Below are 24,509 nucleotides of genomic sequence, written 5' to 3' on the forward strand. Positions count from 1 at the left end.
GGATACCTCTTTAAATAAGAGTATCATTTACCAAATTATGACTGTCAAGCGCTGATGAAACTGACGACACACACCGATTACGCCCTGAGACTGCTGATCTATCTGGCGGTGAGAAGCGAAGAGATGCCGGCCACGGTACAGTCGGCCGCGACGCATTACGGCATTTCCGCGCACCATCTGGCCAAGGTCGCCCAGACGCTGGTGCAACTGGGTTACGTGGTGAGCCTGCGCGGGCGGGGCGGCGGTCTGCGACTTCAGTTGCCCGCCGAGGAGATCAACATCGGCGCGCTGGTGAGACAGACCGAGAACCTGGAGTTGCTGGAGTGCTTCGGGCCAAACTCCACCTGCCCGATCGAGCCAGGCTGCCGGTTGAAGGGCGTGCTATGGAAAGCCCAGCAGGCGCTTCTGGCCGTGCTGGACGGCTACGTGCTGGCCGATCTCGTCGAGAATCGTCAGGAGTTGCGGGTGCTGTTGAGCAGCCCCGGCTGAGCCGCACGCCCGTGACACAACGGCGAGCGCGGCCGCCTACCGATTGACATCCACCACCAGCCGGCCGCGAACGTGGCCTGAGAGCAGATCGCCTGCCGCGGCAATCGCCTCCGACAGGCCGATTTCGGTGGTGGTCTGTTCGAGCCGGTCAAGGTCTAGCTCCGTCGCCAGGCGGGACCACGCCACGGCCCGTTCCGCATGGGGCCGGAAGACACTGTTGATGCCGAGCAGCGACACGCCTCGCAGAATGAACGGCGCCACGGTGGCCGGGAAATCCATGCCCTGGGCCAGCCCGCAGGCTGCTACCAGCCCGTCGACCTGAGTCTGCGCGCAGGCGTTGGCGAGGGTATGGCTGCCGACCGAATCGATGACGCCAGCCCAGCGCGCCTTTTCGAGCGGGCGGCCCGGCTTGTCCAGCTCGGCACGCGGCAGAATCTCGGCGGCACCCAGACGTTCCAGATACTCCCGCTCCTCGACGCGCCCCGTCGCGGCGATGACGCGATAGCCCCGCCGCGCCAGCAGCATGACGGCGAAACTCCCCACGCCGCCGCTGGCGCCGGTGACCAGCACGTCGCCGCTGTCCGGCGTGAGTCCGTGCCGCTCCAGCGCGATGAGGCTGAGCATGGCGGTATAGCCCGCGGTGCCGATCGCCATGGTCTGGCGCAGGTCGAGCCCATCGGGCAGGGCGGTCAGCCACTCGGATCGTACCCGTGCCATCTGCGCCAGCCCGCCCCAGTGGGCTTCACCGATACCCCAACCGTTGATCAGCACGCGGTCGCCCGGTTGCCAGTCCGGGTTGTCGCTCTGCTCTACCGTGCCGGCCAGATCAATGCCGGGCACCATCGGGAATTGCCGAATCACCGCCCCTTTGCCGGTGATCGCCAGAGCGTCCTTGTAGTTGAGCGTGCTCCATGCCACCCGGACGAGCACATCGCCCGGCGGGAGATCATCCGTTTCCAGTCGAGACAGCACCGCCTCGGATGAGTTGTCTTCCTGCTGGTTGACCAGTATGGCGTTGAACATGGCTCTCTCCTCGAATGAGATCGGGCATCAGGGAAGGGCGAACGGTGACGAGAGGTGATTACCGCCGATCCAGCGCCGGGGCGCACAGGATGATGAAGAACGCCAGGATCCCCAATAGGCAAAAAGCATAGTGCAGGGTGATGAAGTGGGCGGTGAATCCGATCGCCGGCGGGCCGAACAGCATGGCGCCGTAACCCAGCGTGGCAACGCTGGCGATCGCCACGCCCGGCGGCGTCTGCGGGTCGTTGGCGGCGCGGGTGATCGCCAGCGGCATGATCAGCGCGTAGCCCACGCCGAGCAGCACGAACCCCGCCAACGCCGTGTACAGGTTGGCAAACAGCACGGCCAGCAACACGCCGGCCAGCGCCGAGGAACCGGCAAGGCGCGCCGCCTTCGTCGGGCCGAGGATCGATATCACGCGGTCGCCGATGAGCCGCATGATCACCATCGCCATCGAGAAGACGGTATAGCCGAGCGCGGCCTGGGCCTCGCTGGCGGCAGTGACGGAGACCAGGAAGAGCGCGCTCCAGTCCGCCATGGCGCCTTCACCGATCGACGCGCACATGGCGATGATCCCCACCCACAGCAGCGGCCCCTTGGGCAGCGGGAACAGGCTGCCGCCGGGCGCTCGGGGGCGGGTTTCGGACTGCCAGCCGATATGGGCGAACCGGCTGGTGACGGCGTAGAGCAGGACGGCAAAGGTCGTGAAATGGACGATCAGGCTCAGGTCGAGCTTGACGGCCAGGTAGCCGGCGGCGGCACCCAGGCCGGCGCCCAAACTCCACATCGCGTGAAGCGACGACATCACCCGCCGGCCGATGTAGCGCTCGGCCTCGCCGGCCCAGCTGTTCATGGCGACATCCATGGAACCGTGGGCGCCACCGAACAGAAAGAGCGCCGGGGCCAGCAGCCACAGGTTGGGCGCCAGCGCGATCAGGATCAGCGCCAGCGCATAGAAGGCCGCAATGGAGAGCGTCGTGCGCGCGGCACCGAACGCGTCCGACGCGCGCCCGGCCAGCGGGAAGGAGACGATGGCGCCCAGCGCCAGCAGCAACAGCAGCAGCCCCAACTGGCCGCCATCGATGGCGTTCTGCTGGACGACACTGGGGATTCGCGAGGCCCACGCGCCGAAGAGCCCGCCATTCAGCACGAAGGCGGCCGCCACGGCGAGCCAGGTTTTACGGGCGCTAGGCATGAACGAACTCCACTTGTGGGCCACTCGACACAATTCAGGGAGACATCATTGTAGCGTCCGAACGGAAAGCGCCGCTCGGCTCATCGAACCAAAAACAGCCGAACCAAAAAAAGCCGCTCGAGGAGAGCGGCACACAGGGAACAGACCACTAGAACAACTCGAACCGGATGTAGGCGGGCGAATAGAGCAGAAAGCGGCGGATGACATCGAACCCGACGTTCATCGTGGCCGCGGCTGCGACTCGTCTGTCGATCGATCGGGTATCAGGCCGCCTTCGTCGGGGACAAAAGACCTCCCTCATGCGTCATCTGGATCATCATGCCCAGCGAAAGACTCAAGGCATGCAACCGATAGTGCCGGGAGTGAAACCCGCTGAGATAATCCCGGGTGCCAATGAACTCGTCGCACGCGAGGCAGGTGATCTCGTCCCAGTCCTGATCGCCGTCACTGGAAATCGCCTCGGAACAACCGCATCGCGGGCAGGAAATGTCGTGTTTCATGAATAGCCTTCCTTGGCTTGTTACCAACCGATCATCCTGATCGATCTATGTAGGGCATATACCGTAGGGTCAGGCGGCTGGTGCCTCACCCCGTGCCGGCGATCCTTGCCGACAGAAAGATAATGGCACGTCACCAAAACTTGTACAAGGAAGTTTTCGAGTACAAGTCGTTGTCAGGATGACGTCAAGCCTTGAAGCGCCATATCAACGTGGAGAAGGCTCGGCTGGGGTAGGGCGATGAGGTGCGAAGTTGTACAGGTCGTGCAATTGCCGTGTGGTTGAGTTGAATGTCGGGCCTCACCGAGTCACAGCCTTGGGTATCGCATTCATGTTGCTGGCCCGCAGTCTATGACCGCAAGCCGCCAAGTGAGCTCGCCGTTAGGCATTAGGTGATTCAAAATAGCTGCTCGCCGGCTTTTCATCAGTGGCAAGCCGTTGCTGCCAAGGTATCGACATATGCCAATTCAAGTAAGAGAAGCTCGTAACGCTGATATCGATGAGATCTTCGCCATCCGTACCAGCGTGGCGGAGAACCACCTTTCGCACGAGCAACTCACCGAGATGGGCATCACGCCTGGAGCCATTGCCGCCATGCTCGCCCAGGGCCCTTGTCTTTGGGTTGCGGAGATTGATCAAGTACCCGTGGGCTTTTCGATGGTTCGCGACGAGACCGGGTGCGTATTTGGGCTATTCGTCCGCGCCGACCATGAAGGGCGAGGTGCGGGCCGCTTACTTCTCGAGAGAGCCGAATGCCACTTATTCGCCAAATTCGACGAGATCTGGCTGGAAACCGAGATCGGCAGTCGAGCCTATGCGTTTTACGAGCGTGCCGGCTGGCTTCCCGTTGAGAAGCAGGATCGCGGCTTGATGAAGTTCATCAAAGCCCGATCCGCGGCGGGTGATCTGTAAGTGACAGCATTCGGTTATGAGCGAACGTTTAGTCAGGGTTGATTAACGCTCGCATTTGCGGCTAGTTTGAAGCGCAGTGGAAAACCAGTCCGACAACATGCGCTTGTTATACATTTCTATGCAACAGTAAACATGTTTAATTTTTGTATAAATATAGGCATTAGTCGCTCTCGTTCTACATTGTACTGCCACAATGATTGGCCGAAGCTTCTTATTCGATCATTTTCATCCAGTTGTTCAAACTGCTTATCCGTTATAAGCGAGAACTTAAGCCACATCGCTAAAAACTGCAGCTTTCTCAAACTACTATCTTCTTGGTCATGGTCAGATAGCCCAGTCTTTTGGCAAAGCTCTTCGTAGGTTATTTTTTGATGTAAAAGAGCCTCGTAAACGGTTGGGTTAACTACCTTTATAACTGCCAGAAAAGAAATCACTGGAACAAGTCTAAGTTGATTTTCTGATGAAGATGCGTAAAAAACAGCCAAATTTGTGTAGACCCGCTCAAGTTGACGCAATGACAAATTAAAGTGCATCGCGAGCACTTCCAAGCAATCCACTAGATTGCGACCATCTCCCCACGTCTCTATTTCATGTAAATCGAAAAGCCTTCTATTGTACTGATTGATGTCGTTATCGTGACGGTCACCAATTTTCTTGGGAATCGTAGTTTCTATATTAATGAATTTCTGAAGATAAGTGTGCGCATCTATGTTTTCTCCGTAAACACACTTGACGGCTTCTTCAAGCTGCTCTCTATGCATGACGAGCACAAATACTACGTTCTTTACAGAAAACAGATGCTTAACTTTTTCGATTAGTTCTACGGCGTAAGTAGGTTTACAACGATCCAGCTCATCGATAACTATTACGAAAGGCTTATCACCTTCGGGGCTAAGAAGACTTGGTATTTCCGATAGCAATTTTTTAAATGATTGAAACCGCTCTACATCTTGCTTGTGTGATGCTAGCCTTTCACCGACAAAGTCACCTACGACTGTGGATAATCCTTTAGCTATATCGGATTTAATATCTTTTAATTCTTCTATGTCACTATCTTTTATTGCACCCAATGTGGCTGCTTTAATTCCGACCTTAGCAGTCCAAGATAATAATTGAACCCCAACGAGCTTTGCTTTTTCACGGAATTCCCTTGACTTCTCATCATCCGGGTTTACGGAATTCTCTTCAATATATTTTGTAATTGCACTAGCAACAGCAATAAATGCATCATCTATATAATCGTTTGCAAAAGCATCAATATAAATATTGGGCACCTCCGCCTGGTTAAGCATTCCCTGCCACATTTTTACAAACGTAGTCTTTCCTTCACCCCACTTTCCATCGAGAGAGATAACAAGTTCATCGCTTGACTGAGAAACTAGATTCAATAGCGATTGACCAAAATTGCTTCGCCCAAGGGCATCTTGTTCGAATGCCTCATTTTCTCCTACGATAATCGGAGGTGTAACGATGTTCATTTTTACTCCTTTGCGCATAACAGGTGTTAGACTGCTTGTTCGATATTTCTCTTTGAACGCGCATGCACGTTCAACAATCTTATCCTGTACGCTTACCTACACCCTAATCTTGTTAAGCACCTTTATGCTAACGATAACTTGTCAATAAGTGCTAATCATTGTACATGCTATATAACAACCGAAGAACGTGCTATCTGCCTTTACTAGTGGGGCCACTTTGGGTCCTGGCCGTGTGAAAACATAAAAAATCTGGTCTGACTCAAGAACCTTCCCCCTCAGCTTCCTATTGAGTCCACACAAGCCATTGCTTGGATGATTGCCGGCTGATGCTGTTGTGAGATATGGAAATCATGAAACCATCAGAAAGCATTCATCTCGCCCTTATGGCTCCTTGAAAATATGAGAAAAGGGCTGTTAGGCCCTCGTAGCCTTCATCAACCCATTGACTCCCAAGATCTTTATGACACGCTTCAGGTTGTACGCCAACACATGAAGACTCATTTCCGTGCTCACATTTCTGAGCCGCTTCGTCGTGAAGTGTGTCGCCCCCATCCACGCCTTTAGTGTCCCAAACGGATGCTCCACTGTTTGTCGCCTCAGGCGCATCATCTCTGGATTCCAATCGAGACGTGACTGCGCAGATTCAAGCACATCTTCGTGCTCCCAACGCTTGATCCGTCGTTGCTTGCCAGTCGTGCATTTTTCCTTCATGGCGCAGGTTGCACATGCCGAACTCCAGTAAGCATGCAGCTTCAACCCTTTATCTATCGTTTCATACCGCCATGTCAGCCGCTGTCCAGCGGGACACGAATATTCATTGCTTCCAGGGAGATACCGAAATGCGTCTCTTGGGAAAAAGCCCTTTGCCTGGCTTGGCGATGTCAGCGGCTTGGGGAGATAGGTAGTGATCCCTTCCTTGTGACAGGCCAGAATCTCCTCGCCCTTGAAGTAGCCTCTGTCAGCCACGACCTTCAGCTCCTTGATGCCAGTGGCCTCTCGCGCTTGCTTGGCCATATTAGAGAGCTGCCCCCGGTCATGCCCAACGTTGGTCACCTCATGTGCCACAATCAAATGGTGCTGGCTATCGACCGCCGTCTGTACGTTGTAACCCACATTTCCGGTACCTCTGCCACTGGTGGCCATCGCTCTGGCATCCGGATCCGTCAAAGATACTTGCTTATCGGGAGACTTCAGCCTCTCTTCCTCAACTGCTTGTAATCGTGCAGTTTCTTCCCGGAGTTTCGTGATTTTTTCCTTCAGGTGCGCTGTCTTGGCCTCGGCCAGAGCAGGCTCATCTCGGTCGGCTGCATCAAGCTGACCAAGGTACCGGTTGAAGCTTTCTTCGATCTGCTCAAGGCGACGTTTCATCTTGGTCGCCGTGAAATTTCGGTTGCGGTTGTTGACGGCTTTGAACTTGCTGCCATCGATGGCCACGATGGCTTGTGAGAACAGATCCAGCCGCCGGCAAAGCACGATGAACTCTCGACAGACACGGCGGATGGCCTCGCCGTTATCCTTTCGGAAGTCTGCGACCGTCTTGAAATCCGGTGTCAGGCGCTCCGTCAGCCACATCATCTCGACATTACGCTGCGTCTCGCGCTCCAGGCGGCGACTCGACTGGATACGATTGAGGTAGCCGTAGATATAAAGCTTCAGGAGTACAGCGGGGTGATAGGCGGGCCTTCCTGTCGCATGCGGATCGACGCCCTTGAAACCAAGCCCTCGGAGATCGAGGCCCTCCACGAACGCCTCAATAGCACGGACCGGGTTATCGTCTGCGATGAAGTCGTCCAAAAGCGCGGGGAACAACGTACTTTGATCTCGGGCTTCTCCTACCACGAATCGCTTCATCGCCATTTCCTCAGCGGGCCTTGGCAAAGTATAACGGTCGGGGTGTTTTCACACAGCCTCGGTCGGAACCCGTCAGCTTTCTCAAGCTCTATTAGGAATACCTTTTGTATCAATCTCTGGCGCACTTCGTTTCATTTCTCTATCCGTCGCCTCCCGTTTTTCGTTGGAGAGGCTGCAAAATGCAACATTCGCATGATTTTTCGGGGCTAAGAAACCGCCCGCAGCCCAACAACGACGCGGCTCAGCGCACTCTGTAGCGCTGCATAAAAGTAGCCCCTCTAGCGCGCAGGCGGGGCGCAAGGAAACCCGAGCCTTTCTTTTCCTATCGGCATGTGAAGGCCAGGCTTGAACGATGCTCGTGCGCTTCGGCCATGAACAGCGCATGGCGCGTCCGGCTGGTGGGCGGGCGATTGCTTGTGGGGTTAGGCTTGGTGGTTTCGGTCTTTCATAGGGCTGGTGGCGTGGTGTCATACGAGGGGAAAATCGAACAGGAGTATTCCCCTGAGCATGCCATTCGCACCGGATTCGAGGGGGAAGAATCGGGAATTACGGGAGCCGGAAATGGGCGTAACGCCATGATTTAGGCGCTTGGTGGCGTTCCGGGGAGTGTCGAGGAAGAAGATTTGGTGCCCCCATCAGGATTCGAACCTGAGACCTGTCCCTTAGGAGGGGACCGCTCTATCCAGCTGAGCTATGGGGGCGGAAGGCAGGACAGCACTACCGCTGTTTCGTCGAGCGAAGCATGTGTCTCGAGCGGCGCATAGTATAAGCGCCGGATTCGCCGAGATAAACCCGCTGGAGCCATTGCGTCGGGACGCTCTGCGTTGGCGTTGGTACAATGCCGCCTTTCCGATTCGAGCCATTCCTATCTCATGCCGTGTTCTCATGCCTAGTTCTGATGACGCTTCCGAGCTGCCCGCCGCGAGCCCGCGACACGGCAACGATATCCCCGTGGGGCAGGACCGGATCTTCGACGGCCTGGCCGACAAGTTCGCCAGTAGTCTCTACGCCACGGCGCGCGGCCAGATCCGCCTGGCCGTGCTCGATCAGGTGCTGTCGCACTCTTTGCCGCAGGACAGTGCGCCCGCGCTGGATGTGGGCGGCGGCCTCGGCCAGATGAGCGTGTGGCTGGCCGAGCGGGGGCATCCTGTCACGCTGGCGGAGCCTTCCGCGGAGATGCTGGCGCGTGCGCGTGCCGAATTCGGCAAGTTGCCCATCCGGGCGCTGAAAGCGCCGATCCAGGCGTTGCCGGAGCTGGCGCCGGGGCCGTGGCCGCTGATCGTGTGTCACGCGGTGCTGGAGTGGCTGGCCCAGCCGCGTTTGGCGGTTGCCACGCTGAAATCCCTGCTGGCGCCGGGCGGTCGCCTGTCGCTGATGGTGTTCAACCGCGATGCGCTGCGTTTTTCCAACGTGGTCAAGGGCAACCTCGACAAGGCGCTGGAGGATCGGCTTTCGGGTACCGGCCAGCGCCAGCGGTTGACACCGATCTCGCCGCTGACGCATGCCGATATCGAACGCTGGTGCCGGGAAGAGGGGCTGGTGATCGAAAGCGTCGCCGGTATCCGGATCTTTCACGACTATCTGCGGGAACGCTCGCCGAGCGAAGAACGGCTCGCGACGATCATCGAGCTGGAGAAGCGCTACTGCCAGGTCGAGCCCCACTGGCGCTTGGGGCGCTACCTTCACTACATGATTCGGCACGCCGACAGCGCGGGCCCAGAGGAGACGTACTGATGTCGACGCAACCCCCGGCGTGTCAACTGCTTGCCCGCCAGGACGCGGACTATCGCGGCTGGCTGTGGGTGGCGCCGCCCCGCGATGGCTGGCTCGAGTCCGGCGAGGGCAGCGTCTGGAGCGCGGAGCTGGATGTCTGCGACGCCTGGCGTCAGGCCGGGCGACCGGCCTACGGCGCCCTGAGCGCGCCGCCGGCCGAGGTGCCGGGCGCAGTGCTGTTCTGGCCCAAGAGCCATGCCCTGGGTGAATGGTGGCTGGCGGCACTGAATGCCGCCTTGCCGGTCGGCACGCCGCTGCAGGTCGTCGGCGAGAACCAGGGCGGCATCAAGCGGGTGCCGAAGATACTGGAAGGCTTTCAGCAGGCGTGCCGCAAGCTGGATACGGCGCGTCGCTGCACGCTGTTTGCCACCCGCACGGTCGAGCCCGTTCGCGATCCGGATGCCGCCTGGCAGACGTTCACGGCAGAGGGGCTGACGCTTGAGACCCATCCCGGCGTCTTCGGCCATGGCAAGCTCGACGAGGGCACGCGGCTGTTGATGGAGGCATTGCAGCAGTCACCGCTGCCGGCGCGCGGCAATGCACCGCTTCGCGCGCTGGATGTGGGCTGTGGCGACGGCATTCTGGCGGCGTGGCTGGCACGGCAGGGCTGCGAGGTCACGGCGGTGGACATCAACGAGTTCGCGGTCGAGGCGACGCGCCGCACACTGGCGGCCAATCAGTTGACCGGAACGGTCCTCCAGAGCGATGTCTATCGCCAGCTGGAAGGCACCTTCGAGGCCATCGTCAGCAACCCGCCGTTCCATCAGCAGCGTGCGGTCGATTATGGCCCCGCCGAGCGGTTGATTCGCGAGGCGCCGGCGCATCTGGTCGACGGCGGCAGCCTGACGCTGGTCGCCAACGCGTTTCTGCCGTATCCGGACTGGCTCGAGGCCGCATTCGGCAGCTTCGAGATCCTGGCCGACAACCGGCGCTTTCGGGTCTATCGCGCCATCAAGGCGCGGCGTTAGCCTGCAGCTCGCGGACGGCCTGGCGGGCGCGTCGATTGGCGGCCCGGACGTCTTCGACCTGAATGCCGATCAGCTCCAGCCGGGGCCAGGGGATCTCCTCCCAGGATTCGCTTTCCAGCCGGATGGCGGTCTCCAGCAGCGCGCCCACCGGGCCGGCGCGGGTCAGCAGCGCCGTGGTGATCGAGGCGTGCAGCGGCAGCGACTCGAGAAGCTCCACCAGCGGACGGTCGAAGAAGGCTTCCAGATAGGAAAACAGCCCCGAGATGAAGGCTTTCTCGGCCAGCGCCGGGTTGCTCGCCGCGAGTTCCCGGCACAGGCAGGCGCGCGCCAGCGCCGATTGCGGCAGTGACGCCGGCTTGTCTTCCACCTCGGAGAGTGCCAGCAGCGTCGCCAGGCTGCGGATGCGCTGCGGGCCGACCAGGGCAACGGCCTGTTCCAGGGAGGTGATCTCGACCTCGCGCTGCTTGGTGTTGTTGACCAGCCTGAGCAGTCGCACGCCAAGCACGGGATCTCGCTCGATGGCGGCGAAGATATCGTCCGCGCTCACGTCCGGCTTGCTGAGCGTGGCGATGAGCTCGAGTATGGCGATGCGGTCGGCGACCACGGTTTTGCCGTGAACGAGCTGGGGCCGGGCAAGAAAGTAGCCTTGAAACAGGTCGCAACCGGCGCGCTGGCAACAGCTGAGCTCGGTTGCCGTCTCCAGCTTTTCGGCCAGTATCTTGAGATGCGGGTAGCGTTGGCGCAGTTGCTGCACGATACGCACGAAAGCATCGTCGCAGTAGTGCGGGTACTCGAGCTTGACGATATCCACCAGAGGCAGGCAGGGGTGCTCGATATCCCCTTCGGCGTAGTCATCCAGGGCGATCCTGAAGCCTTGTTGGCGTAGCAGCGCCAGCCGGTCACGGATGGTGTCGTCGAACGGGATGTCCTCGAGTAGCTCGATGACCAGACAGGCGGGGTCGAAGGGGAGGTCATCGAGCAGTGTCGCCGCGGTGAAGTTGACGAACAACGGCTTCCCCTGGCTGACCGTCTCCAGATCGCCCTGGGTGAAGGCGTTCAGCAGGACCGTGCTGGTCGCCCGGTTGCCGTCGAATGGCATCGGCATCGGCCCGCCATCGGTCGGGCGATACAGCAGTTCGAAGGCGACGATCTCGAGCGAGGTGTCGAAGATCGGCTGCCGTGCGAACAACACCGAGGCAGCTTGAGAGTCGGAGGCGTTCGGCATGGCTTTCCTTGATGGATCCCGGTCATCTTGATCTGTCGGGCCAGGTTGGTCGGCCCTTTGTTCCTCTATCGACCGCTTCGCGGATTTGTTGAGTTACCGGCGCGTTTTCAGCGTCTTCTCTTTTCAGTGGTCGGGATCCGAATAGGCGATGTCGGTGACGATATAGTGGGTTTCGCCACCCGGGGCGGCGACCACGATATCGTCATCGAGCCCCTTGCCCAGCAATGCCCGAGCGAGAGGGGCATCGATGCTGATCCAGTGCTTGTCGGTATCGGTCTCGTCGTGGCCGACCAGGCGCACCGACAGTTCTTCGCCCTCGTCGTCTTCCAGCGTCACGTAGGCGCCGAAGTAGACCTTGCCGGTATCGGCCGGCAAGCGGTCGACGACCTGCAGCTCGTCCAGGCGCTTGCGCAGGTAACGAATCCGCGCGATGACGCGATTGAGTTCCTTCTTGTTGTAGGTGTAATCCGCGTTTTCGCTACGGTCGCCCAGGGCGGCGGCTTCACCGACTTTCGCCGATAGCTGGGGCCGTTTGACACGGGACAGATGGTCGTGAATGCCCTGCAGCCGGTCGAATCCCTGCGGGGTGATCAGGTTGCTTTTCTTTTCCTGACGCGGGTCTTTCTTGGGGTCGCGCCAGCGGGTCATGTTTCGCCCTTGCATATCACGTCTCTCGATGCCTGAAGATCCGGCTAGCGTAACGCGAATCCGCCGATTATCACCACGACGATACTCGCAGCCAACGCCATGCGGCCGGAGCGTTGGCAATGGTTGCCAGTGAATTGACGGCGGGCGATAGCAAACGGTAGCCGGCGGTAGCAAAACGCTGACGACCGGTAGTCGCCGTCGCGGATGGCGTTATGCATGTATCGAAGCGTAACGAAAAGAGAGAAAGGATTTTGCGCGGTTAATCCGCATTAAAGAGGCGGGTAGGCCGGTCGCTATACTCAATATCGAAATGACAAAGAGAGGCGACAATGCAGAATTCGATCCTCATCCCCCTAGGAAAGAAGTCGGCATCCATGGCGGCCTTGCGCAGGGCTAGAGGCATCGCCCAACATGATCATACGCGACTTTACCTGCTGCATGTCGTCGAACCCAAAGAGACGGGAGACGTCCTGGGCGCTGCGACAGGCGCTGCCACGCATGCATTGGATAAAGAAGATATCGCGCGTGCCGAAGCATTTCTGGAAGAGCGCTGGAATCGTTTGAACGAGCCGATGGCGGCGGTGAATTTCCTGATAAAGGACGGGAAGCTATCCGAAACGATCGCTGAAGAAGCCCGCCGGCTGAAAGTCGATACGATCATCATGGGAACGTCGAAATCCTCTCCGAAATGGGAAGGGATGATCGGCAAGGTCAAGAAGTCGACGTCCTGTAGATTGATGGTCGTGGATGAAGAGGAGCAGGTGGTTCTCGAGTACTCGCCTGATTCACCTGGCTCATCTGACGCATCTGGTTCGCGGAACCGGAACCCATGACGCGGTACCGGTTCGGCAGGCTAGTGCATGAAGGTATGCTTCGGCATGTGATCTTCATGAAAATGGCCGAGAATGTGCTCTAGCCCGTTGGTCAGAAGGGCGCCGCCGACCGGCGGGCCATGCCCCGTCGTCGCCATCGCCGGTGTCAGCTTCGCGAGAAGCTTGATGGACTCGAAAGCCTGCCCCCAGTCCTGCGTGAAGTAACGCGGTGGCCCGCTCAGTCTGGTCCGTTGCAGGATGACCTGACCGAGCGATTCCTGCTGTACGGTCACGAAGGCATCTCCCGCGATCAATGTCCTGTCTTCCTGCCTGAATAGCGAAACATGCCCCGGCGAATGGCCCGGTGTCGCCAGCCAGCGCCACGAATCCAGCCCGGGAACCGAGCCGTCTTCCGGTAACGGAGAGAGGATCTCGTTGAAATGGTAAGGGCCTCGCGAAAACAGCGGGGAAAGGCGCGAGATGGCGCCGCCTCCCGCCGAGGCGTCCGCCGGCGGGTAAGGTTGCGAGCCGGTCAGATACGGGAACTCCAGCGGATGCGCATACAGTGGCACCTGCCAGTGGCGACTGAGCGCCAGCGCCGAGCCGATATGGTCGAAGTGGCCATGCGTCAGAATGATCGCCGCGGGCGGCCGATCGCCGAAGAGCCGCTTGGCCCAGGCGATGATTTTTCCCTCCTGCCTGGGGAGGGCGGCGTCGACCAGCACCCAGCGATCCTGGCTCGGCTCCGCCACGAAGCAGACGTTGACGAACTTGAGCGTCAGTTGTGTCACACCGGGTGCTACCGGCGAACTTTGATTGTCGCGGACGGAGATCAGGCCCAGGGCAAGATTCTGACGGGTTTCTTCGTTCATGAGTTATCTCGTGCTGGACGACGGAATGGCTCGATTCGGCTCGTTGTGGCTTGACTCGTTGTGGCTTGGCTCGTTGTGGCTTGGCTCGATGTGGCTTGTCTGGATAAGGAGCGCCCAACGGTTCGCTAGCCGCTTGCCTTGGGGTCGGCTTTGTCGGCCTTGTCGTTGATATTGGACTTGTGGGCCTTCTTCTCCTTGGCGAGCTGGGCGCCGGGAACGGGCGTCTCCTTTACCGTGTCGTTGTGGGCTGGCGTGTGTCGTGACTTGGCGGACTTCTGGTTGTCGACGTTTTCATCCGGACGATAGGGTTTCGGCTCCTCGTGATGCGAGCCCGACGCTTGCCGGCTTTCGGCGGCATCCGGGGTATCCTTGTCCATCGCCTTTTTGGCCTGCTGGCGCTCTTTGGCAGAGCCCTCGGCGTTATCTGTTTCACGACTCATCGCGTTTCTCCTGAGCGGAAGGCATTTCCTGAACCAGGCTCGATCACCATCTGAATCAAGCCTGATCATCTTGTTTTCCAGTTTAATCCCAACGCGGAAGGCGGGATTAACCGGCATCAATGTCGTTCGGGTTTCTTGGCGGGTATCCGGTCTGTGGCGTGCCAGATAAAAAGAATCGGCCCATGTCGGTGAGTCAGTGTCCGCGACTGATGCCGCTGAGTGTTGCCTTGGCTGATGATCGCTCGCCGACTTTTCGTACAAAGCCTGAAAAGCCATGGATTACGGCTTCGATAAATGTCTCAAGGCTTCAAGAGAGAGCGGTAGCTGTACAGGGTATAAGTCACGATCAGCGGCAGGGCTATCGCGAGCCCGACGAGAAGAAACAGCAGGCTGGCATGCGGGGCGATCGCACCTTCATCCGCCGGGCTGCCAATCAGAAGGTCGGGGTAGATACAGACATAGACGATAGCCGTCAGCATCATCAATATGCACGCGGCCCATAGAAAGGCCGCTGTACGGGTATTGACAAGGTGTCTGGCGAGTACGGCGCCCACGATGCCGGTGGCGGCGAAGCCGGCGATGACCCCGCCTCGTTCGCCTACCCGAGAGGCGAGCAGCGGTTGCTCGATCAGGCAGGTGACGATCCAGAGAACGAGCACGAGAAACGCCACGATGCCCAATATCAGCCGAAAGATCGACTGCGAGTCGGTGCTGGCCCGGGGGAGCGTCATGCGCAGCCAGGCACTGCCCAGCACGGCATAGCCCAGGATGAACACGGCGCCGCCAAGGGCGCTTTCATACTGCCAGATGTCACCATGGCTGGGTTCGTCCGAGAGCCCCTGGCCCATGAGAATCTGCGTGGCGATGGCGCCCTGGAGAAAGGCGGCGGTCAGGGCAGCCACGAACAGCAGCGCGTGAAAGCGTTCGGGGTGGGAGAATTTTTCATAGAATTCGAACACGATGCCGCGCACGAACAGCAGCATCAGCAGCACGACGATCTCGATGTAGAAGGCTGGCAGTATCGTCGAATAGAGCGCCGGAAAGGCGCCGTACAGTGCCGAAACCGCGAAGACTAGCCAGGTCTGGTTGGCATCCCAGAACGGGGTGACGGAATGGATGGCGTGTTCCCGCGTCTGCTTGTGGCGGAGAAAGGGCATGTTCAGACCCACGCCCAGCGTGTAGCCATCCAGCAGGAAATAGATGGAAAGCGCCAGGGCGATCAGGATGTAGAGTACCGTTGCCAGCGTATCCATCAGGAGACCCCGTTGTCGTCTTTAGCCAGCATGGCGCGCGGTGAACGCCGGGTGAGCTTGAAGAACAGGTAGGTCCCCGCCACGGAGACCAGCGTGTAGATCGTCCACAGCACGGCCAGACTGGCGATGAGCTGCCAGGTGCCATAGGGGGTCACGGCTTCCCGTGTCGTCATTTCGCCGTAGATGATCCAGGGCTGGCGGCCGGCTTCGGTGGTGATCCAGCCGGCCTCGATGGCGATGAGACCCATCGGCAGGGTCAGGGTCATCGCCCGCAGGAACCAGCGGGTATCGAAAAGCGACCGCCGATGGCGGAGATAGAGCGACACCGCGACGATGCCGAGCATGGCGAAGCCGGTATAGACCATGAGCCGGAAGGACCAGAAGACCAGCGGGACGTTGGGGCGTTCCGTCTCGGGCCAGGCCGTCAGCGGCTGGATCTTTTCGGTCAGGCTATGGGTGAGATAGAGGCTGCTGAGTCGGGGGATCTCCAGCGCGAAGCGGTTGCTTTCGCTGGCGCTGTCCGGCCAGGCGGCAACCACCATCGGCATGCCGCCTTGCTCGGGCTTGTGTTCCCAGTAGGCTTCCATGGCTGCCACCTTGACCGGCTGGTTCTCGAGCGTGTTCAGCCCGTGGAGATCGCCCGCCGCGATCTGCAGCGGCACCACGAAGGTCAGCATCCATAACGCCATCGACAGCATCTTGCGAGAGACGGGGTCGGTGCGGTCCTTGAGAAGGTGCCAGGCTGCGATGCTGGCGACGACGAATGCCGTGGCGATCATCGCGGCCAGCGACATGTGGACGAGCCGGTAGAGAGACGAGGGGTTGAAGACGACGGCCAGCCAGTCGACGGGCACGTAGGTGCCGGCCTCGTGCAGGAAGCCGGCCGGTGTCTGCATCCAGCTGTTGGAAGCCAGAATCCAGAACGAGGAGAGATAGGCGCCAACCGCCACCATGATCGCCGAGAAGCAGTGCATGCGCGTGCCGATCTTGCCTTCGCCGAAGATCATCAGGCCGAAGAACGTCGCTTCCAGGAAGAACGCCGTCACCACTTCGTAGCTCAGCAGCACCCCGTTGATACCGCCGGCGGCGCGAGTGAACCCCTGCCAGTTGAGGCCCAGTTCGAAGGCCATGACCACACCGGATACCACACCGGCGCCGTAGTTGGCGGTGAAGTGGGGCAGCCAATAGCGGTACAGCGCCATGTAGATGGCATCGCCTTTCCACGCCGCCATGCAGCGCAGAAAGGCGAGATAGGTGGACAAGCCGATGCTCAGTGCCAGAAAGATGATGTGAAACAGCAGGGTACTGGCGAACTGCAGGCGAGCGAGATCGAGCGTGTCCAACGGGAACATGGCTGGTTACCCTTTCAGGAACGGCGCATCGGTCGCCTATTGAAAGTCGCTGGGTTTGCCCGTGCGATCGGAAACCGGCCGTTCGACATCACGGTCAAGGCCCGCAGTGAACGTCTTCAACCCGCCGATCAATGGCGTCAGCGCCTGCCACAGTTCCTCGTCCTTGAGCAGGCGGAAGGCGCCACTGAAGCCGGGCGCCTTGTCGTGGTCGCGCTCCGAGCGAATCTCCGTCTCCATGGCGACGAACGCATCCCGCGCGGCGTAGACCGTCTTGTGGAACTGCCCGGGCGGAATGCTGGAAAGCGCGATCAGCAGTGAAGAGAGGTTCTGAATGGCATTCAGCGACCCCTCGCGGCTGAGCGCGTTAGTGAGTATCTGTGCCAGCTGGGTATTGCTGCGGACGAGATCGTTGGCAAAGCGCAGGAAGCCATGCTCGTGAAGACCTTCGAGCAGGCGTTCCCACTCCTGCTGGGCACTGGGATCGAGATCGCCGTTGGGCGGTGGCGTGTAGTTGATACGTTCTGCCATCAGCTCTTCTCCGGATGCGATTGGTGTTGCGGTGGCTGACGATAGTCCTCCTGCATCCACTTGACCTCGACCGGGACGCCGTCGATCGGCGTGCGGTGGCCGTAGCGAAAGTTGTTGCGGGGGAGGGGCGGTTCGCCTTTCTTTCGGGGCAGCGGTTCCAGCCTGACCGCGGTTTCCTTGTAGGCCGGCGTGTCGACATCGGGGTCGTGATGTTCGCCCGTCAGCAGATTCAGGCCCGGCTTGCCCTGGTGAATCGGCATGAACAGCGTATGGCCGCTTACCCGATCGGTGACGCAGACCTTCACCTCCAGGCTGCCGCGTCGGGACGAGACGCGGACCCAGCTACCGTCTTCGAGATCCATCTCGCGGGCCGTGTCCTCGCCGACCTCGACGAACCATTCGGGCACCTGCTCCAGGGTGCCAACCGTCTGGCCGCTCTGGTTCATGCTCTGGAAGTGCTCCAGCAGGCGGCCGTTGTCGAGCATGAACGGGTAGTCGTCGTCGTTGGATTCCGCCGGCGGCCGCCACTCCACCACGTAGAGCTTGGCCTTGCCGTCATCCTGCGGGAAGGAGTCGCGGAAAAGGTAGGGAGAGTCGGTGCCATCGGCGTCGACCGGCCACAGCAGGGAGTTCCAGCCGGCCAGACGTTCATAGGTGACACCGGCAAAGAGCGGCGAGATGGATGCGCACTCGGCCATGATGTCGGAAGGGTGGCTGTAATCCCAGTCATAGCCCATCCGGTTGGCCAGTTCGGTCAGTATCTGCCAGTCGGGGCGGCTCTCTCCCAGGGGTGGCATCACTTCGTAGAAGCGCTGGATCCGGCGCTCGGTGTTGACGAAGGTGCCTTCCTTTTCGACGCTGGGGCAGGCGGGCAGCACCACATCGGCGAACTGCGCCGTGCGGCTGACGAACATGTCCTGGACGACGAGAAAATCGAGCTTGCTGAAGGCCTCGTGGACGTTGTTGGTATCGGCGTCCGAGAAGGCCGTCTCCTCGCCCATCACGTACATCGCCTTGAGCTCGCCCTTGTCGGCCGCCTGCACCATCAGGAAGTTGCCTTCGCCCACCTCGCCGGGGAGCGTCTCCTTGTCGACGCCCCAGCCCTTGGCCCAGCGCTCGCGCACCGCGTCGTCGGTGACCGAGTCGTAGCCGGGGTAGGTGTTGCGCAGGCAGCCGAAGTCGCTCGCGCCCTGCACGTTGTTGTGGCCGCGCATGGGGTAGCCGCCGGTGCCCGGACGGCCATAGTTGCCGGTGGTCAGCAGCAGGTTGGCGAAGGCCGAGCTGGTGTCCGTACCGTGGACGTGCTGGGTGATACCCATCGCCCAGACGATGCAGAGCCGTTCGGCGCGGCCGACGGTTTCCGCCAGTTCGGTCAGCGTCTCCAGCGAGAGCCCGGTGACCTCGGCGGCGAATTCGAGCGTATAGGGTTCGAGCGAACGACGGAATTCGTCCACGCCGGAGACGCGCCGTTCCAGAAAGTCGAGATCGGCGTAGCCGTGATCGAACTGATAGCGGGTGATCGCCAGGACCCAGGCGAGATCGGTCCCGGCGCGCGGCTGCAGGAAGCGGTCGGCCCGCTCTGCCATCTCGTGTTTACGGGTATCGACGACGATATGCTTCTGATTGCCCTGCTTGTGCGCCGACTTCAGGCGCGAGGCGATGACCGGGTGACTCTCGGCAGTGTTGCTGCCCACCATGATCACCACATCGGCCAGCTGCAGGTCCTCGACCCGGCCGGCATCCGCGCCGTAGCCCGTGGTGCGTTTGAGGCCGGTGGAGGCGGGGCTCTGACAGTAGCGCGAGGAATTGTCGATGTTGTTGGTGCCGATGATCTGCCGGGCCAGCTTTTGCGCCAGGTAGGCTTCTTCGTTGCTGGCCTTGCTGGAGCCGATGATGCCGATGCTGTCCGAGCCGTAGGTATCGCGCACCTCGAGCAGACGGCGTGCCACCAGGTTCAACGCCTCTTCCCAGCTCGCTTCGCGGAAGGCGCCGTTCTCGCGGATCAACGGCTTCTTCAGGCGCCGGTCCGAATTGACGAAGTCCCAGGCGAACTTGCCCTTGATGCAGGTCGAGATGCCGTTGACCGGGGCATCCTCCACCGGCTGGATCTTGAGAATGTGACGATCCCGTGTCCACATCTCGAAGGAGCAGCCCACGCCGCAATAGGTGCAGACGGTCTTGGTGCGCTTGATCTCCGGCTGGCGCCATTCCATGTCCATGACCGAAACGCCGGTGATCAGCTGGGCACCGGTGGTCTTCTCGACCTGCTTGGTCAGATCGATCATCGAGCGCTTGAGCGACTTGGGCATGAACGTGAACGGGCCGGTGTTCTCGTGCATGCTGTTTTCCAGCAGGGCGTTACACGGGCAGACGGTGACGCAGTGGCCGCAGTGGACGCAGCTCGATTCGTCGATCAGCTCGCCGCCATCCCACAGCACCCGCGGGTTCTCCATGCTGTAATCGATCGACAGCGTCTCGTTGACCTCGATGTTCTGACACGCTTCGACACAGCGACCGCAGAGAATGCACTGATCGGGATCGTAGGTGTAGAACGGGCTGGAAGTGTCTTTTTGGTAGGGTTTGCGCTGGTAGTCGTAGCGCTGGATGTCGATTCCCATGTCGGCGACCGTGTTATGCAAGGTGCAGTCGCCGTTGTTGTTCTCGCATACCGTGCAATAGAGTTCGTGCTTCGACAGCAGGCGATCCATCCCCTCTTCTCGGGCGGCTCTTGCCTTCGAAGAGTCGGTGTGAATCGTCATGCCCGCTTCGCTTTTCACGGCGCAACTTCGCTTGAGTTCACCGTCGATCTCCACCCAACAGGTATCGCAAGTCTGAATGGGACCCAGCGTCTTCAGGTAACAGACATGGGGAATGTCGATGTCGTTTTGCTCGAGAAAATCGACGAGAGAGACGCCCGACTCTCCGGTCAGCGGCTCGTCGTTGACATATAGCTTGCACTGCGCCATTGCTCGTCCACCCGGTCACGGTCGTTTACGCACTTTTGTAGGATGAGGAGGCGCTGAATCGATGAGCGGGCGGCGTAAAGCGCGAGAGGTACGGGTAAAACGCAAGACGCACGGGAGCGCAGTAACCGGTGCCCGTCGCGGGCAGGCGTGGGTTCCAACCGAACCGGCGCCCCGGCATCCACACCCCGGCCACTTGCCCGCAGGCATTGATTCAGTGCTTCCTTGGCTACGCTCAGCCTAGTCAGGATTCACCGATAGGCTAGGGTGCGAACGAACCGAACGTTGATCTGGGTTAAGACGGCGATTGGGTCCGGTTGGCAGCGTCGGACTCGCGATAATCCAGGAACAGATCGCCTGGCGATTCGATGATATCCAGATGCGGATAGAGGCCGAGAACACGGAAGGCTTTATCGAGGGTGGTCAGGCGCGTACTGATTTCGCTGTCGAAGAAATTGTTCATGCTCGAAAGCGTCAACCCCATGGCACCGGCGAAGTCATCCCGTGACCAGCCTTTCTCGATGAGGCCGTTCGAGATAGCTACCTTGAAACGAATGCCGATGGGTGGGTACCAGACATGCCTTGCCTCATCCGCCTCCATGCTGTGCGGAACGTATTCTGCATTGGCGAGACAATCCCTGATGATTGCGCTCAGGTTTTTAACGGTGAGCTGAGACAGGTCTTCGAGATTTTTAGAGGTGGCAACGAACTTGGGAAATTCTCGGCATAGCGCGATATAACCAGCATTGTCTTTTGATACTTGGATGGCATATTTCATGGAAATCTATCAAAAGAGGTTGATTTAATTGGCAACCTGTAAATGATAGTTTCAAATTATGACGTTACCCATAACATGGATTAGTTTTTTTAATGGGCGCTAAAGGGGGCTCGACGCGACGTGTATGCGCAAGGGCGCCAGCGGTTGGTGAGTATCGTCAGTCAAGGCGACCGACCTGATCAATGACGAGGCCACTGCTTGGCCTGGCGGGCATGCGAGTCAGGGCTATCGACAGGTCCTGGTCCGGGATGCGATAGCTGAGTTGGTGCGCGAACTTGTCGATGGTCAGGTCGATCAGCGCCAGCGTGATCCACTCTCCGGGGCAACGATGGCCGGTCGCATGCTCGCCGCCGCCTTGCGGGATCGTGGCAAAACGATGGCAATCTTCGTCTTCCTCTTCGAAGCGCTCCGGCAGGAAGCGATCGGGGTCGTCCCAGCGGCTGGGATCGTGATTGGTGCCATAGAGATCCAGCACGACTTGCCAGCCGCGATGGAAACGGTAGTCGCGCCAGACGAAATCCTGCCTGACCCGCGCGATGAGGAAGGGGAAGAAGGGATAGTAGCGCCGAACCTCCTCGATGAAACCACGGCGATAGAGGCTGCTTCCTGAAGTCTGCTTCAGTTTCCCGAGACTGTCGGGATGCTCGTGCATCGCCAGCACGGTGAAGACCATGTAGCGCGCGACGGCCACGATCGGGCGGATCAGGTTGAGAAGCTCGACGGCCACGATCCGGCTGGGAAGACGTGCGCCGGTCTCGTCCCGGAAATCGGCAAAGGCAGGCAGAGGAAGGGCGGAATCCGCCGATTCGGGGCGGCGCCGATAGTCGTCGATCATCGACATCAAGGTATTTTCGGTCTGGTGGCGGGCGCGACGGGCTTTCCAGTGCCTGGGGCCGACGCTGCCTCCTCCCTCTATCATCAGCACGAGGCTTTGCGTCAATCCCGCCACATGCTTCTCTTTCAACGCGATACCGCACCAGTCGCAGGCGGCGCGACAGAGAATCCGGTGGAACTCGTCGAGCAATACGAGAGACGCACCGGATTGCCAATGCGGCATTTTCGCCTGCCAGGTCTGTTCGACGAGATGGAGCAGGTCGTCGATTCTCGCCTGGGACATGAAGGCGAGGAACATGGCCTTGCGCCGCCGATGGGATTCGCCTTCGAGCCCCTGAACGCCGCCAACGCCAAACAGCGTCTTCTGCATCCGTTTGGGGGCCGCCTGCTCTCGGGTCAATCGATTCTGGTCGTAGAACAGCCGGGCGGCTTCCTCGCCCCGCAGGAACAGGGTTTTCTGCAACATCAGTCGGGAACGGAATACATCGCTGCCCAGTCGATCACACTGCGATCCGATATAGCCGTACCCTTCCTGTATCAACGCGAGCGTACAGTCCCGGTTTGCCCGGGGAGCTTCCTGGTAACGGCTCATTCATGCATCCCGATCGAGATATCTTGGCTAAGGAGCGTTGCAAGAACGGCAATCCACGGTTCGCTCTTGCTGAACCGTGGACGCTCGTTATCCAACGCCGTCAAGGCGGCAATCAGCGAAATCGGCTATCGCGTCAGTGCGATTTGGATGCCGTGGCGGCACGTTGCCTGGCGCGACTGCAACTATGCAGATAGGCCGTATTGAAACCGGCTAATGCCAGTAGCGCCGGGTAATCGAGAAGGCGAATGTTGCGTGAGTCTTTGTCCCGGGTTAATAGGCCTTTGGCTTCGAGCTGGCTCAGACAGCGGCACACATGTACGTTGGTCATACCCAGCAGATCACCGATGACCTGCTGGGACAAAGGAATGGTCAGGTCCCTCATTTCGGAGCGAGAAAAATTGAGACGTGCATGCAGCTCGAGAATGAAATAGGCGAGTCGTGTCGTTGCATCATGACTGATCAGATTATTGAGTCGATCTGCCATGATGTTGCACTGATGCATGGTAGCGGCAAGCATCGCATTCACCAGACTGTGATCCTTCTGCATCGCCTGATCGAGCTGGGACTTGTGCATCGGAATGACCAGACCGTCGGTCAGCATGGTGACCTCGTCGAAACGACCGCCGGTGTGATAATCACGCAGGCCAACGATGTCACCTGGCAGATAGAGATCGATGATCTGGCGTTTGCCCTCTTCTGTGACGCGGCAGGAACACGCCCAACCATCTTGAATTGCCAGCAGATATTTGGCGTTCAGGCTGTGGTTCTTGACGACGCTTCCCTTTTTGAAGCGGCGAGGTGCCTGCTGTAGCTCGGCCAATGTTTCACGATTGCTGATCGACAGCGGTGCATGATGAGAGAAAATTTCGAAATAGAGTGAATAGTCATGCCACAGATGAGAGTTCGCCGAGACTCGTCGGGAAAGCTTGGATGTTCGGCCAGTAACTTCGGCTAGCGAAGACATAGTGATTTACCTCGGCAAATGTTCTGTCAGATAATCCGGCAGGATTGGCTTTAAGTCTTTCTTCGGGAATCGTTTTGGCATCGTTGATCTGCTCAATGGCGTCCCCATGCGAAACGACGACACGGCTGATCGTCGCTTGCCTTTGCATCTTGGCGATATAGTCGACAGAACTTCACTATCCGCCACATGGGAAGAATAGGATAAAGAATTCATAACCTTATTCTTCATCAGGCTGTTCAGAAGACCGTGCCGTGCCTTTCAGGCCATCGAAAGCATCCTGTTTCAAGGCAGCGCCCTGAAGCGCTGCCTTTTTGCGCTTCGGCCAAGCTCAATGGCCTTGGCTTTTGCCACCCTTGTGGCCAGCCTCGGAGGCCTTCTTCGGATCGTTCTTGAAGTTGCCGGAACTCTCCTGACCGCCCTTGTGGCCTGCTTCCGCAGCCCTTTCAGGATCGTTCTTGAAGTTGCCGGAACTCTCCTGACCGCCCTTGTGACCAGCTTCCGCGGCCCTTTCAGGATCGTTCTTGAAGTTGCCGGAACTCTCCTGACCACCCTTATGGCCAGCTTCTGCGGCCTTGTCGGGATCGTTCTTGAAGTTGCCTGAGCTTTTCTGGCCGCCTTTATGACCAGCTTCCGAAGCCTTTTCGCGATCATTCTGAAAATTGCCGGGATTACGGTTAGTCATTTCAACTCTCCCTTTCCTTAGGTTCGGTACAAATGATGGCGTATCGCCGTCAGTAATCAAGATAGTGGAATCTGATTAATGGTCGAGCTAATCAGGTTTTAAAATGTTATTAAGTGTGATTAGGAAACGATGTTTCTTTATTTACCGATGGTCATGCTCGGTTTAATTAAGTGCAAGTGATTGTTTAAGGAACAGGATTGCGCAGGCCATTTAAAAGATAATCCAGGTTAATTGTTGCGCGAGTGAAAAACAGGACGATATTTAACCATCATGAACATGGAGAAAAACCATGGAGGTAGCATAAAGGAAGGAGGTGGGGGCCTGTGTCGAATCCGATCGGCAAAGGCATCGCAACCTGCACGGCTCCACGTTCAGAATTT

22 protein-coding genes and 1 tRNA gene are annotated in these 24,509 nt (G+C 59.1%); 5 read left to right on the forward strand and 18 right to left on the reverse strand.

Annotated features, from left to right (window positions below):
• Nucleotides 1-54 precede the first annotated feature (54 nt).
• Nucleotides 55-489, forward strand: a complete 435-nt coding sequence (locus tag R5R73_RS06635; protein WP_322529220.1) for an Rrf2 family transcriptional regulator — start codon at nucleotides 55-57, stop codon at nucleotides 487-489.
• A gap of 36 nt (nucleotides 490-525) precedes the next feature.
• Here the strand turns inward: R5R73_RS06635 and R5R73_RS06640 are convergent, their stop codons facing one another.
• The 3 genes from R5R73_RS06640 to R5R73_RS06650 all read right to left on the reverse strand — a co-directional run bounded on the left by R5R73_RS06640 (nucleotide 526) and on the right by R5R73_RS06650 (nucleotide 3,207).
• A complete protein-coding gene (locus R5R73_RS06640; protein WP_322529221.1) occupies nucleotides 526-1,512 on the reverse strand; it encodes an MDR family oxidoreductase in 987 nt (328 codons plus the stop codon).
• A 58-nt stretch (nucleotides 1,513-1,570) separates the two neighbouring features.
• Nucleotides 1,571-2,707 (reverse strand): MFS transporter, encoded by a 1,137-nt coding sequence (locus tag R5R73_RS06645; protein WP_322529222.1) that lies wholly within the window; start codon nucleotides 2,705-2,707, stop codon nucleotides 1,571-1,573.
• Nucleotides 2,708-2,970: 263 nt separating this feature from the next.
• Nucleotides 2,971-3,207 (reverse strand): hypothetical protein, encoded by a 237-nt coding sequence (locus R5R73_RS06650; protein WP_322529223.1) that lies wholly within the window; start codon nucleotides 3,205-3,207, stop codon nucleotides 2,971-2,973.
• Nucleotides 3,208-3,663: 456 nt separating this feature from the next.
• On the opposite strand from R5R73_RS06650, the gene R5R73_RS06655 reads away from it, so the two are divergent.
• Nucleotides 3,664-4,116 carry a GNAT family N-acetyltransferase gene (locus R5R73_RS06655; RefSeq protein ID WP_110631200.1) on the forward strand — a complete coding sequence of 151 codons (453 nt, stop codon included), beginning with the start codon at nucleotides 3,664-3,666 and terminating at the stop codon, nucleotides 4,114-4,116.
• Between the two features lie 116 nt (nucleotides 4,117-4,232).
• On the opposite strand, the gene R5R73_RS06660 is transcribed toward R5R73_RS06655, so the two are convergent.
• From R5R73_RS06660 to R5R73_RS06670, 3 genes are all read right to left on the reverse strand, one after another.
• Nucleotides 4,233-5,594: a KAP family P-loop NTPase fold protein gene (locus R5R73_RS06660; RefSeq protein ID WP_322529224.1), complete on the reverse strand. Its 1,362-nt coding sequence runs from the start codon at nucleotides 5,592-5,594 to the stop codon at nucleotides 4,233-4,235.
• A gap of 414 nt (nucleotides 5,595-6,008) precedes the next feature.
• Nucleotides 6,009-7,445: an IS1182 family transposase gene (locus R5R73_RS06665; RefSeq protein ID WP_322529225.1), complete on the reverse strand. Its 1,437-nt coding sequence runs from the start codon at nucleotides 7,443-7,445 to the stop codon at nucleotides 6,009-6,011.
• A 624-nt stretch (nucleotides 7,446-8,069) separates the two neighbouring features.
• Nucleotides 8,070-8,146, reverse strand: a tRNA-Arg gene (locus R5R73_RS06670).
• A gap of 184 nt (nucleotides 8,147-8,330) precedes the next feature.
• On the opposite strand from R5R73_RS06670, the gene R5R73_RS06675 reads away from it, so the two are divergent.
• Together R5R73_RS06675 and R5R73_RS06680 are read left to right on the forward strand one after the other, a co-directional pair.
• Nucleotides 8,331-9,179: a methyltransferase domain-containing protein gene (locus tag R5R73_RS06675; RefSeq protein WP_322529226.1), complete on the forward strand. Its 849-nt coding sequence runs from the start codon at nucleotides 8,331-8,333 to the stop codon at nucleotides 9,177-9,179.
• Nucleotides 9,179-10,186 (forward strand): methyltransferase, encoded by a 1,008-nt coding sequence (locus R5R73_RS06680; protein WP_322529227.1) that lies wholly within the window; start codon nucleotides 9,179-9,181, stop codon nucleotides 10,184-10,186. The genes R5R73_RS06675 and R5R73_RS06680 overlap by 1 nt, the downstream gene beginning before the upstream one ends.
• Here the strand turns inward: R5R73_RS06680 and R5R73_RS06685 are convergent.
• A complete protein-coding gene (locus R5R73_RS06685; RefSeq protein WP_322529228.1) occupies nucleotides 10,170-11,411 on the reverse strand; it encodes an EAL and HDOD domain-containing protein in 1,242 nt (413 codons plus the stop codon). The genes R5R73_RS06680 and R5R73_RS06685 overlap by 17 nt on opposite strands.
• A 123-nt stretch (nucleotides 11,412-11,534) precedes the next feature.
• Nucleotides 11,535-12,074 carry a transcription elongation factor GreB gene (gene greB / locus R5R73_RS06690; protein ID WP_322529229.1) on the reverse strand — a complete coding sequence of 180 codons (540 nt, stop codon included), beginning with the start codon at nucleotides 12,072-12,074 and terminating at the stop codon, nucleotides 11,535-11,537.
• 314 nt (nucleotides 12,075-12,388) lie between these two features.
• Between greB and R5R73_RS06695 the strand changes: the two genes are divergently transcribed.
• Nucleotides 12,389-12,892 carry a universal stress protein gene (locus R5R73_RS06695; protein WP_322529230.1) on the forward strand — a complete coding sequence of 168 codons (504 nt, stop codon included), beginning with the start codon at nucleotides 12,389-12,391 and terminating at the stop codon, nucleotides 12,890-12,892.
• A 20-nt stretch (nucleotides 12,893-12,912) separates the two neighbouring features.
• On the opposite strand, the gene R5R73_RS06700 is transcribed toward R5R73_RS06695, so the two are convergent.
• The 10 genes from R5R73_RS06700 to R5R73_RS19285 all read right to left on the reverse strand — a co-directional run bounded on the left by R5R73_RS06700 (nucleotide 12,913) and on the right by R5R73_RS19285 (nucleotide 24,129).
• A complete protein-coding gene (locus R5R73_RS06700) occupies nucleotides 12,913-13,743 on the reverse strand; it encodes an MBL fold metallo-hydrolase (RefSeq protein WP_322529231.1) in 831 nt (276 codons plus the stop codon).
• 125 nt (nucleotides 13,744-13,868) lie between these two features.
• Complete coding sequence (locus tag R5R73_RS06705) at nucleotides 13,869-14,183, reverse strand: hypothetical protein (RefSeq protein ID WP_110636702.1); 315 nt, start codon at nucleotides 14,181-14,183, stop codon at nucleotides 13,869-13,871.
• Between the two features lie 299 nt (nucleotides 14,184-14,482).
• Nucleotides 14,483-15,436, reverse strand: coding sequence for a cytochrome d ubiquinol oxidase subunit II (locus R5R73_RS06710; RefSeq protein WP_322529232.1), 954 nt, complete (start codon nucleotides 15,434-15,436; stop codon nucleotides 14,483-14,485).
• The gene (locus tag R5R73_RS06715) at nucleotides 15,436-16,788 is read right to left on the reverse strand and encodes a cytochrome ubiquinol oxidase subunit I (RefSeq protein WP_110636697.1); all 1,353 of its coding nucleotides are present in this window, start codon (nucleotides 16,786-16,788) and stop codon (nucleotides 15,436-15,438) included. Before R5R73_RS06715 ends, R5R73_RS06710 begins: the two co-directional genes overlap by 1 nt.
• A gap of 36 nt (nucleotides 16,789-16,824) precedes the next feature.
• Entirely contained in the window at nucleotides 16,825-17,316 is a 492-nt protein-coding gene (locus R5R73_RS06720; RefSeq protein ID WP_322529233.1) for a DUF1641 domain-containing protein, read from the reverse strand.
• Nucleotides 17,316-20,282 carry a formate dehydrogenase subunit alpha gene (fdhF, locus tag R5R73_RS06725; protein WP_322529234.1) on the reverse strand — a complete coding sequence of 989 codons (2,967 nt, stop codon included), beginning with the start codon at nucleotides 20,280-20,282 and terminating at the stop codon, nucleotides 17,316-17,318. The genes R5R73_RS06720 and fdhF overlap by 1 nt, the downstream gene beginning before the upstream one ends.
• Nucleotides 20,283-20,574: 292 nt before the next feature.
• Nucleotides 20,575-21,057, reverse strand: a complete 483-nt coding sequence (locus tag R5R73_RS06730; protein ID WP_322529235.1) for a hypothetical protein — start codon at nucleotides 21,055-21,057, stop codon at nucleotides 20,575-20,577.
• Between the two features lie 157 nt (nucleotides 21,058-21,214).
• Complete coding sequence (locus R5R73_RS06735; RefSeq protein WP_322529236.1) at nucleotides 21,215-22,483, reverse strand: cytochrome P450; 1,269 nt, start codon at nucleotides 22,481-22,483, stop codon at nucleotides 21,215-21,217.
• Between the two features lie 133 nt (nucleotides 22,484-22,616).
• Complete coding sequence (locus R5R73_RS06740; RefSeq protein ID WP_276232544.1) at nucleotides 22,617-23,447, reverse strand: Crp/Fnr family transcriptional regulator; 831 nt, start codon at nucleotides 23,445-23,447, stop codon at nucleotides 22,617-22,619.
• A gap of 328 nt (nucleotides 23,448-23,775) precedes the next feature.
• The gene (locus tag R5R73_RS19285; protein ID WP_110636679.1) at nucleotides 23,776-24,129 is read right to left on the reverse strand and encodes a general stress protein; all 354 of its coding nucleotides are present in this window, start codon (nucleotides 24,127-24,129) and stop codon (nucleotides 23,776-23,778) included.
• Nucleotides 24,130-24,509: the final 380 nt, after the last annotated feature.

The sequence above is a fragment of the Salinicola sp. LHM genome (assembly GCF_034479735.1).
GTDB lineage: Bacteria > Pseudomonadota > Gammaproteobacteria > Pseudomonadales > Halomonadaceae > Salinicola > Salinicola salarius.

What these genes read in the sequence shown, in the direction of transcription:
- R5R73_RS06635 (WP_322529220.1), top strand. Translation starts at nt 55, where the DNA reads ATGAAACTGACGACACACACCGATTACGCCCTGAGACTGCTGATCTAT.
- R5R73_RS06640 (WP_322529221.1), bottom strand. Translation starts at nt 1,512, where the DNA reads ATGTTCAACGCCATACTGGTCAACCAGCAGGAAGACAACTCATCCGAG.
- R5R73_RS06645 (WP_322529222.1), bottom strand. Translation starts at nt 2,707, where the DNA reads ATGCCTAGCGCCCGTAAAACCTGGCTCGCCGTGGCGGCCGCCTTCGTG.
- R5R73_RS06650 (WP_322529223.1), bottom strand. Translation starts at nt 3,207, where the DNA reads ATGAAACACGACATTTCCTGCCCGCGATGCGGTTGTTCCGAGGCGATT.
- R5R73_RS06655 (WP_110631200.1), top strand. Translation starts at nt 3,664, where the DNA reads ATGCCAATTCAAGTAAGAGAAGCTCGTAACGCTGATATCGATGAGATC.
- R5R73_RS06660 (WP_322529224.1), bottom strand. Translation starts at nt 5,594, where the DNA reads ATGAACATCGTTACACCTCCGATTATCGTAGGAGAAAATGAGGCATTC.
- R5R73_RS06665 (WP_322529225.1), bottom strand. Translation starts at nt 7,445, where the DNA reads ATGAAGCGATTCGTGGTAGGAGAAGCCCGAGATCAAAGTACGTTGTTC.
- R5R73_RS06675 (WP_322529226.1), top strand. Translation starts at nt 8,331, where the DNA reads ATGCCTAGTTCTGATGACGCTTCCGAGCTGCCCGCCGCGAGCCCGCGA.
- R5R73_RS06680 (WP_322529227.1), top strand. Translation starts at nt 9,179, where the DNA reads ATGTCGACGCAACCCCCGGCGTGTCAACTGCTTGCCCGCCAGGACGCG.
- R5R73_RS06685 (WP_322529228.1), bottom strand. Translation starts at nt 11,411, where the DNA reads ATGCCGAACGCCTCCGACTCTCAAGCTGCCTCGGTGTTGTTCGCACGG.
- greB (WP_322529229.1), bottom strand. Translation starts at nt 12,074, where the DNA reads ATGCAAGGGCGAAACATGACCCGCTGGCGCGACCCCAAGAAAGACCCG.
- R5R73_RS06695 (WP_322529230.1), top strand. Translation starts at nt 12,389, where the DNA reads ATGCAGAATTCGATCCTCATCCCCCTAGGAAAGAAGTCGGCATCCATG.
- R5R73_RS06700 (WP_322529231.1), bottom strand. Translation starts at nt 13,743, where the DNA reads ATGAACGAAGAAACCCGTCAGAATCTTGCCCTGGGCCTGATCTCCGTC.
- R5R73_RS06705 (WP_110636702.1), bottom strand. Translation starts at nt 14,183, where the DNA reads ATGAGTCGTGAAACAGATAACGCCGAGGGCTCTGCCAAAGAGCGCCAG.
- R5R73_RS06710 (WP_322529232.1), bottom strand. Translation starts at nt 15,436, where the DNA reads ATGGATACGCTGGCAACGGTACTCTACATCCTGATCGCCCTGGCGCTT.
- R5R73_RS06715 (WP_110636697.1), bottom strand. Translation starts at nt 16,788, where the DNA reads ATGTTCCCGTTGGACACGCTCGATCTCGCTCGCCTGCAGTTCGCCAGT.
- R5R73_RS06720 (WP_322529233.1), bottom strand. Translation starts at nt 17,316, where the DNA reads ATGGCAGAACGTATCAACTACACGCCACCGCCCAACGGCGATCTCGAT.
- fdhF (WP_322529234.1), bottom strand. Translation starts at nt 20,282, where the DNA reads ATGGCGCAGTGCAAGCTATATGTCAACGACGAGCCGCTGACCGGAGAG.
- R5R73_RS06730 (WP_322529235.1), bottom strand. Translation starts at nt 21,057, where the DNA reads ATGAAATATGCCATCCAAGTATCAAAAGACAATGCTGGTTATATCGCG.
- R5R73_RS06735 (WP_322529236.1), bottom strand. Translation starts at nt 22,483, where the DNA reads ATGAGCCGTTACCAGGAAGCTCCCCGGGCAAACCGGGACTGTACGCTC.
- R5R73_RS06740 (WP_276232544.1), bottom strand. Translation starts at nt 23,447, where the DNA reads ATGTCTTCGCTAGCCGAAGTTACTGGCCGAACATCCAAGCTTTCCCGA.
- R5R73_RS19285 (WP_110636679.1), bottom strand. Translation starts at nt 24,129, where the DNA reads ATGACTAACCGTAATCCCGGCAATTTTCAGAATGATCGCGAAAAGGCT.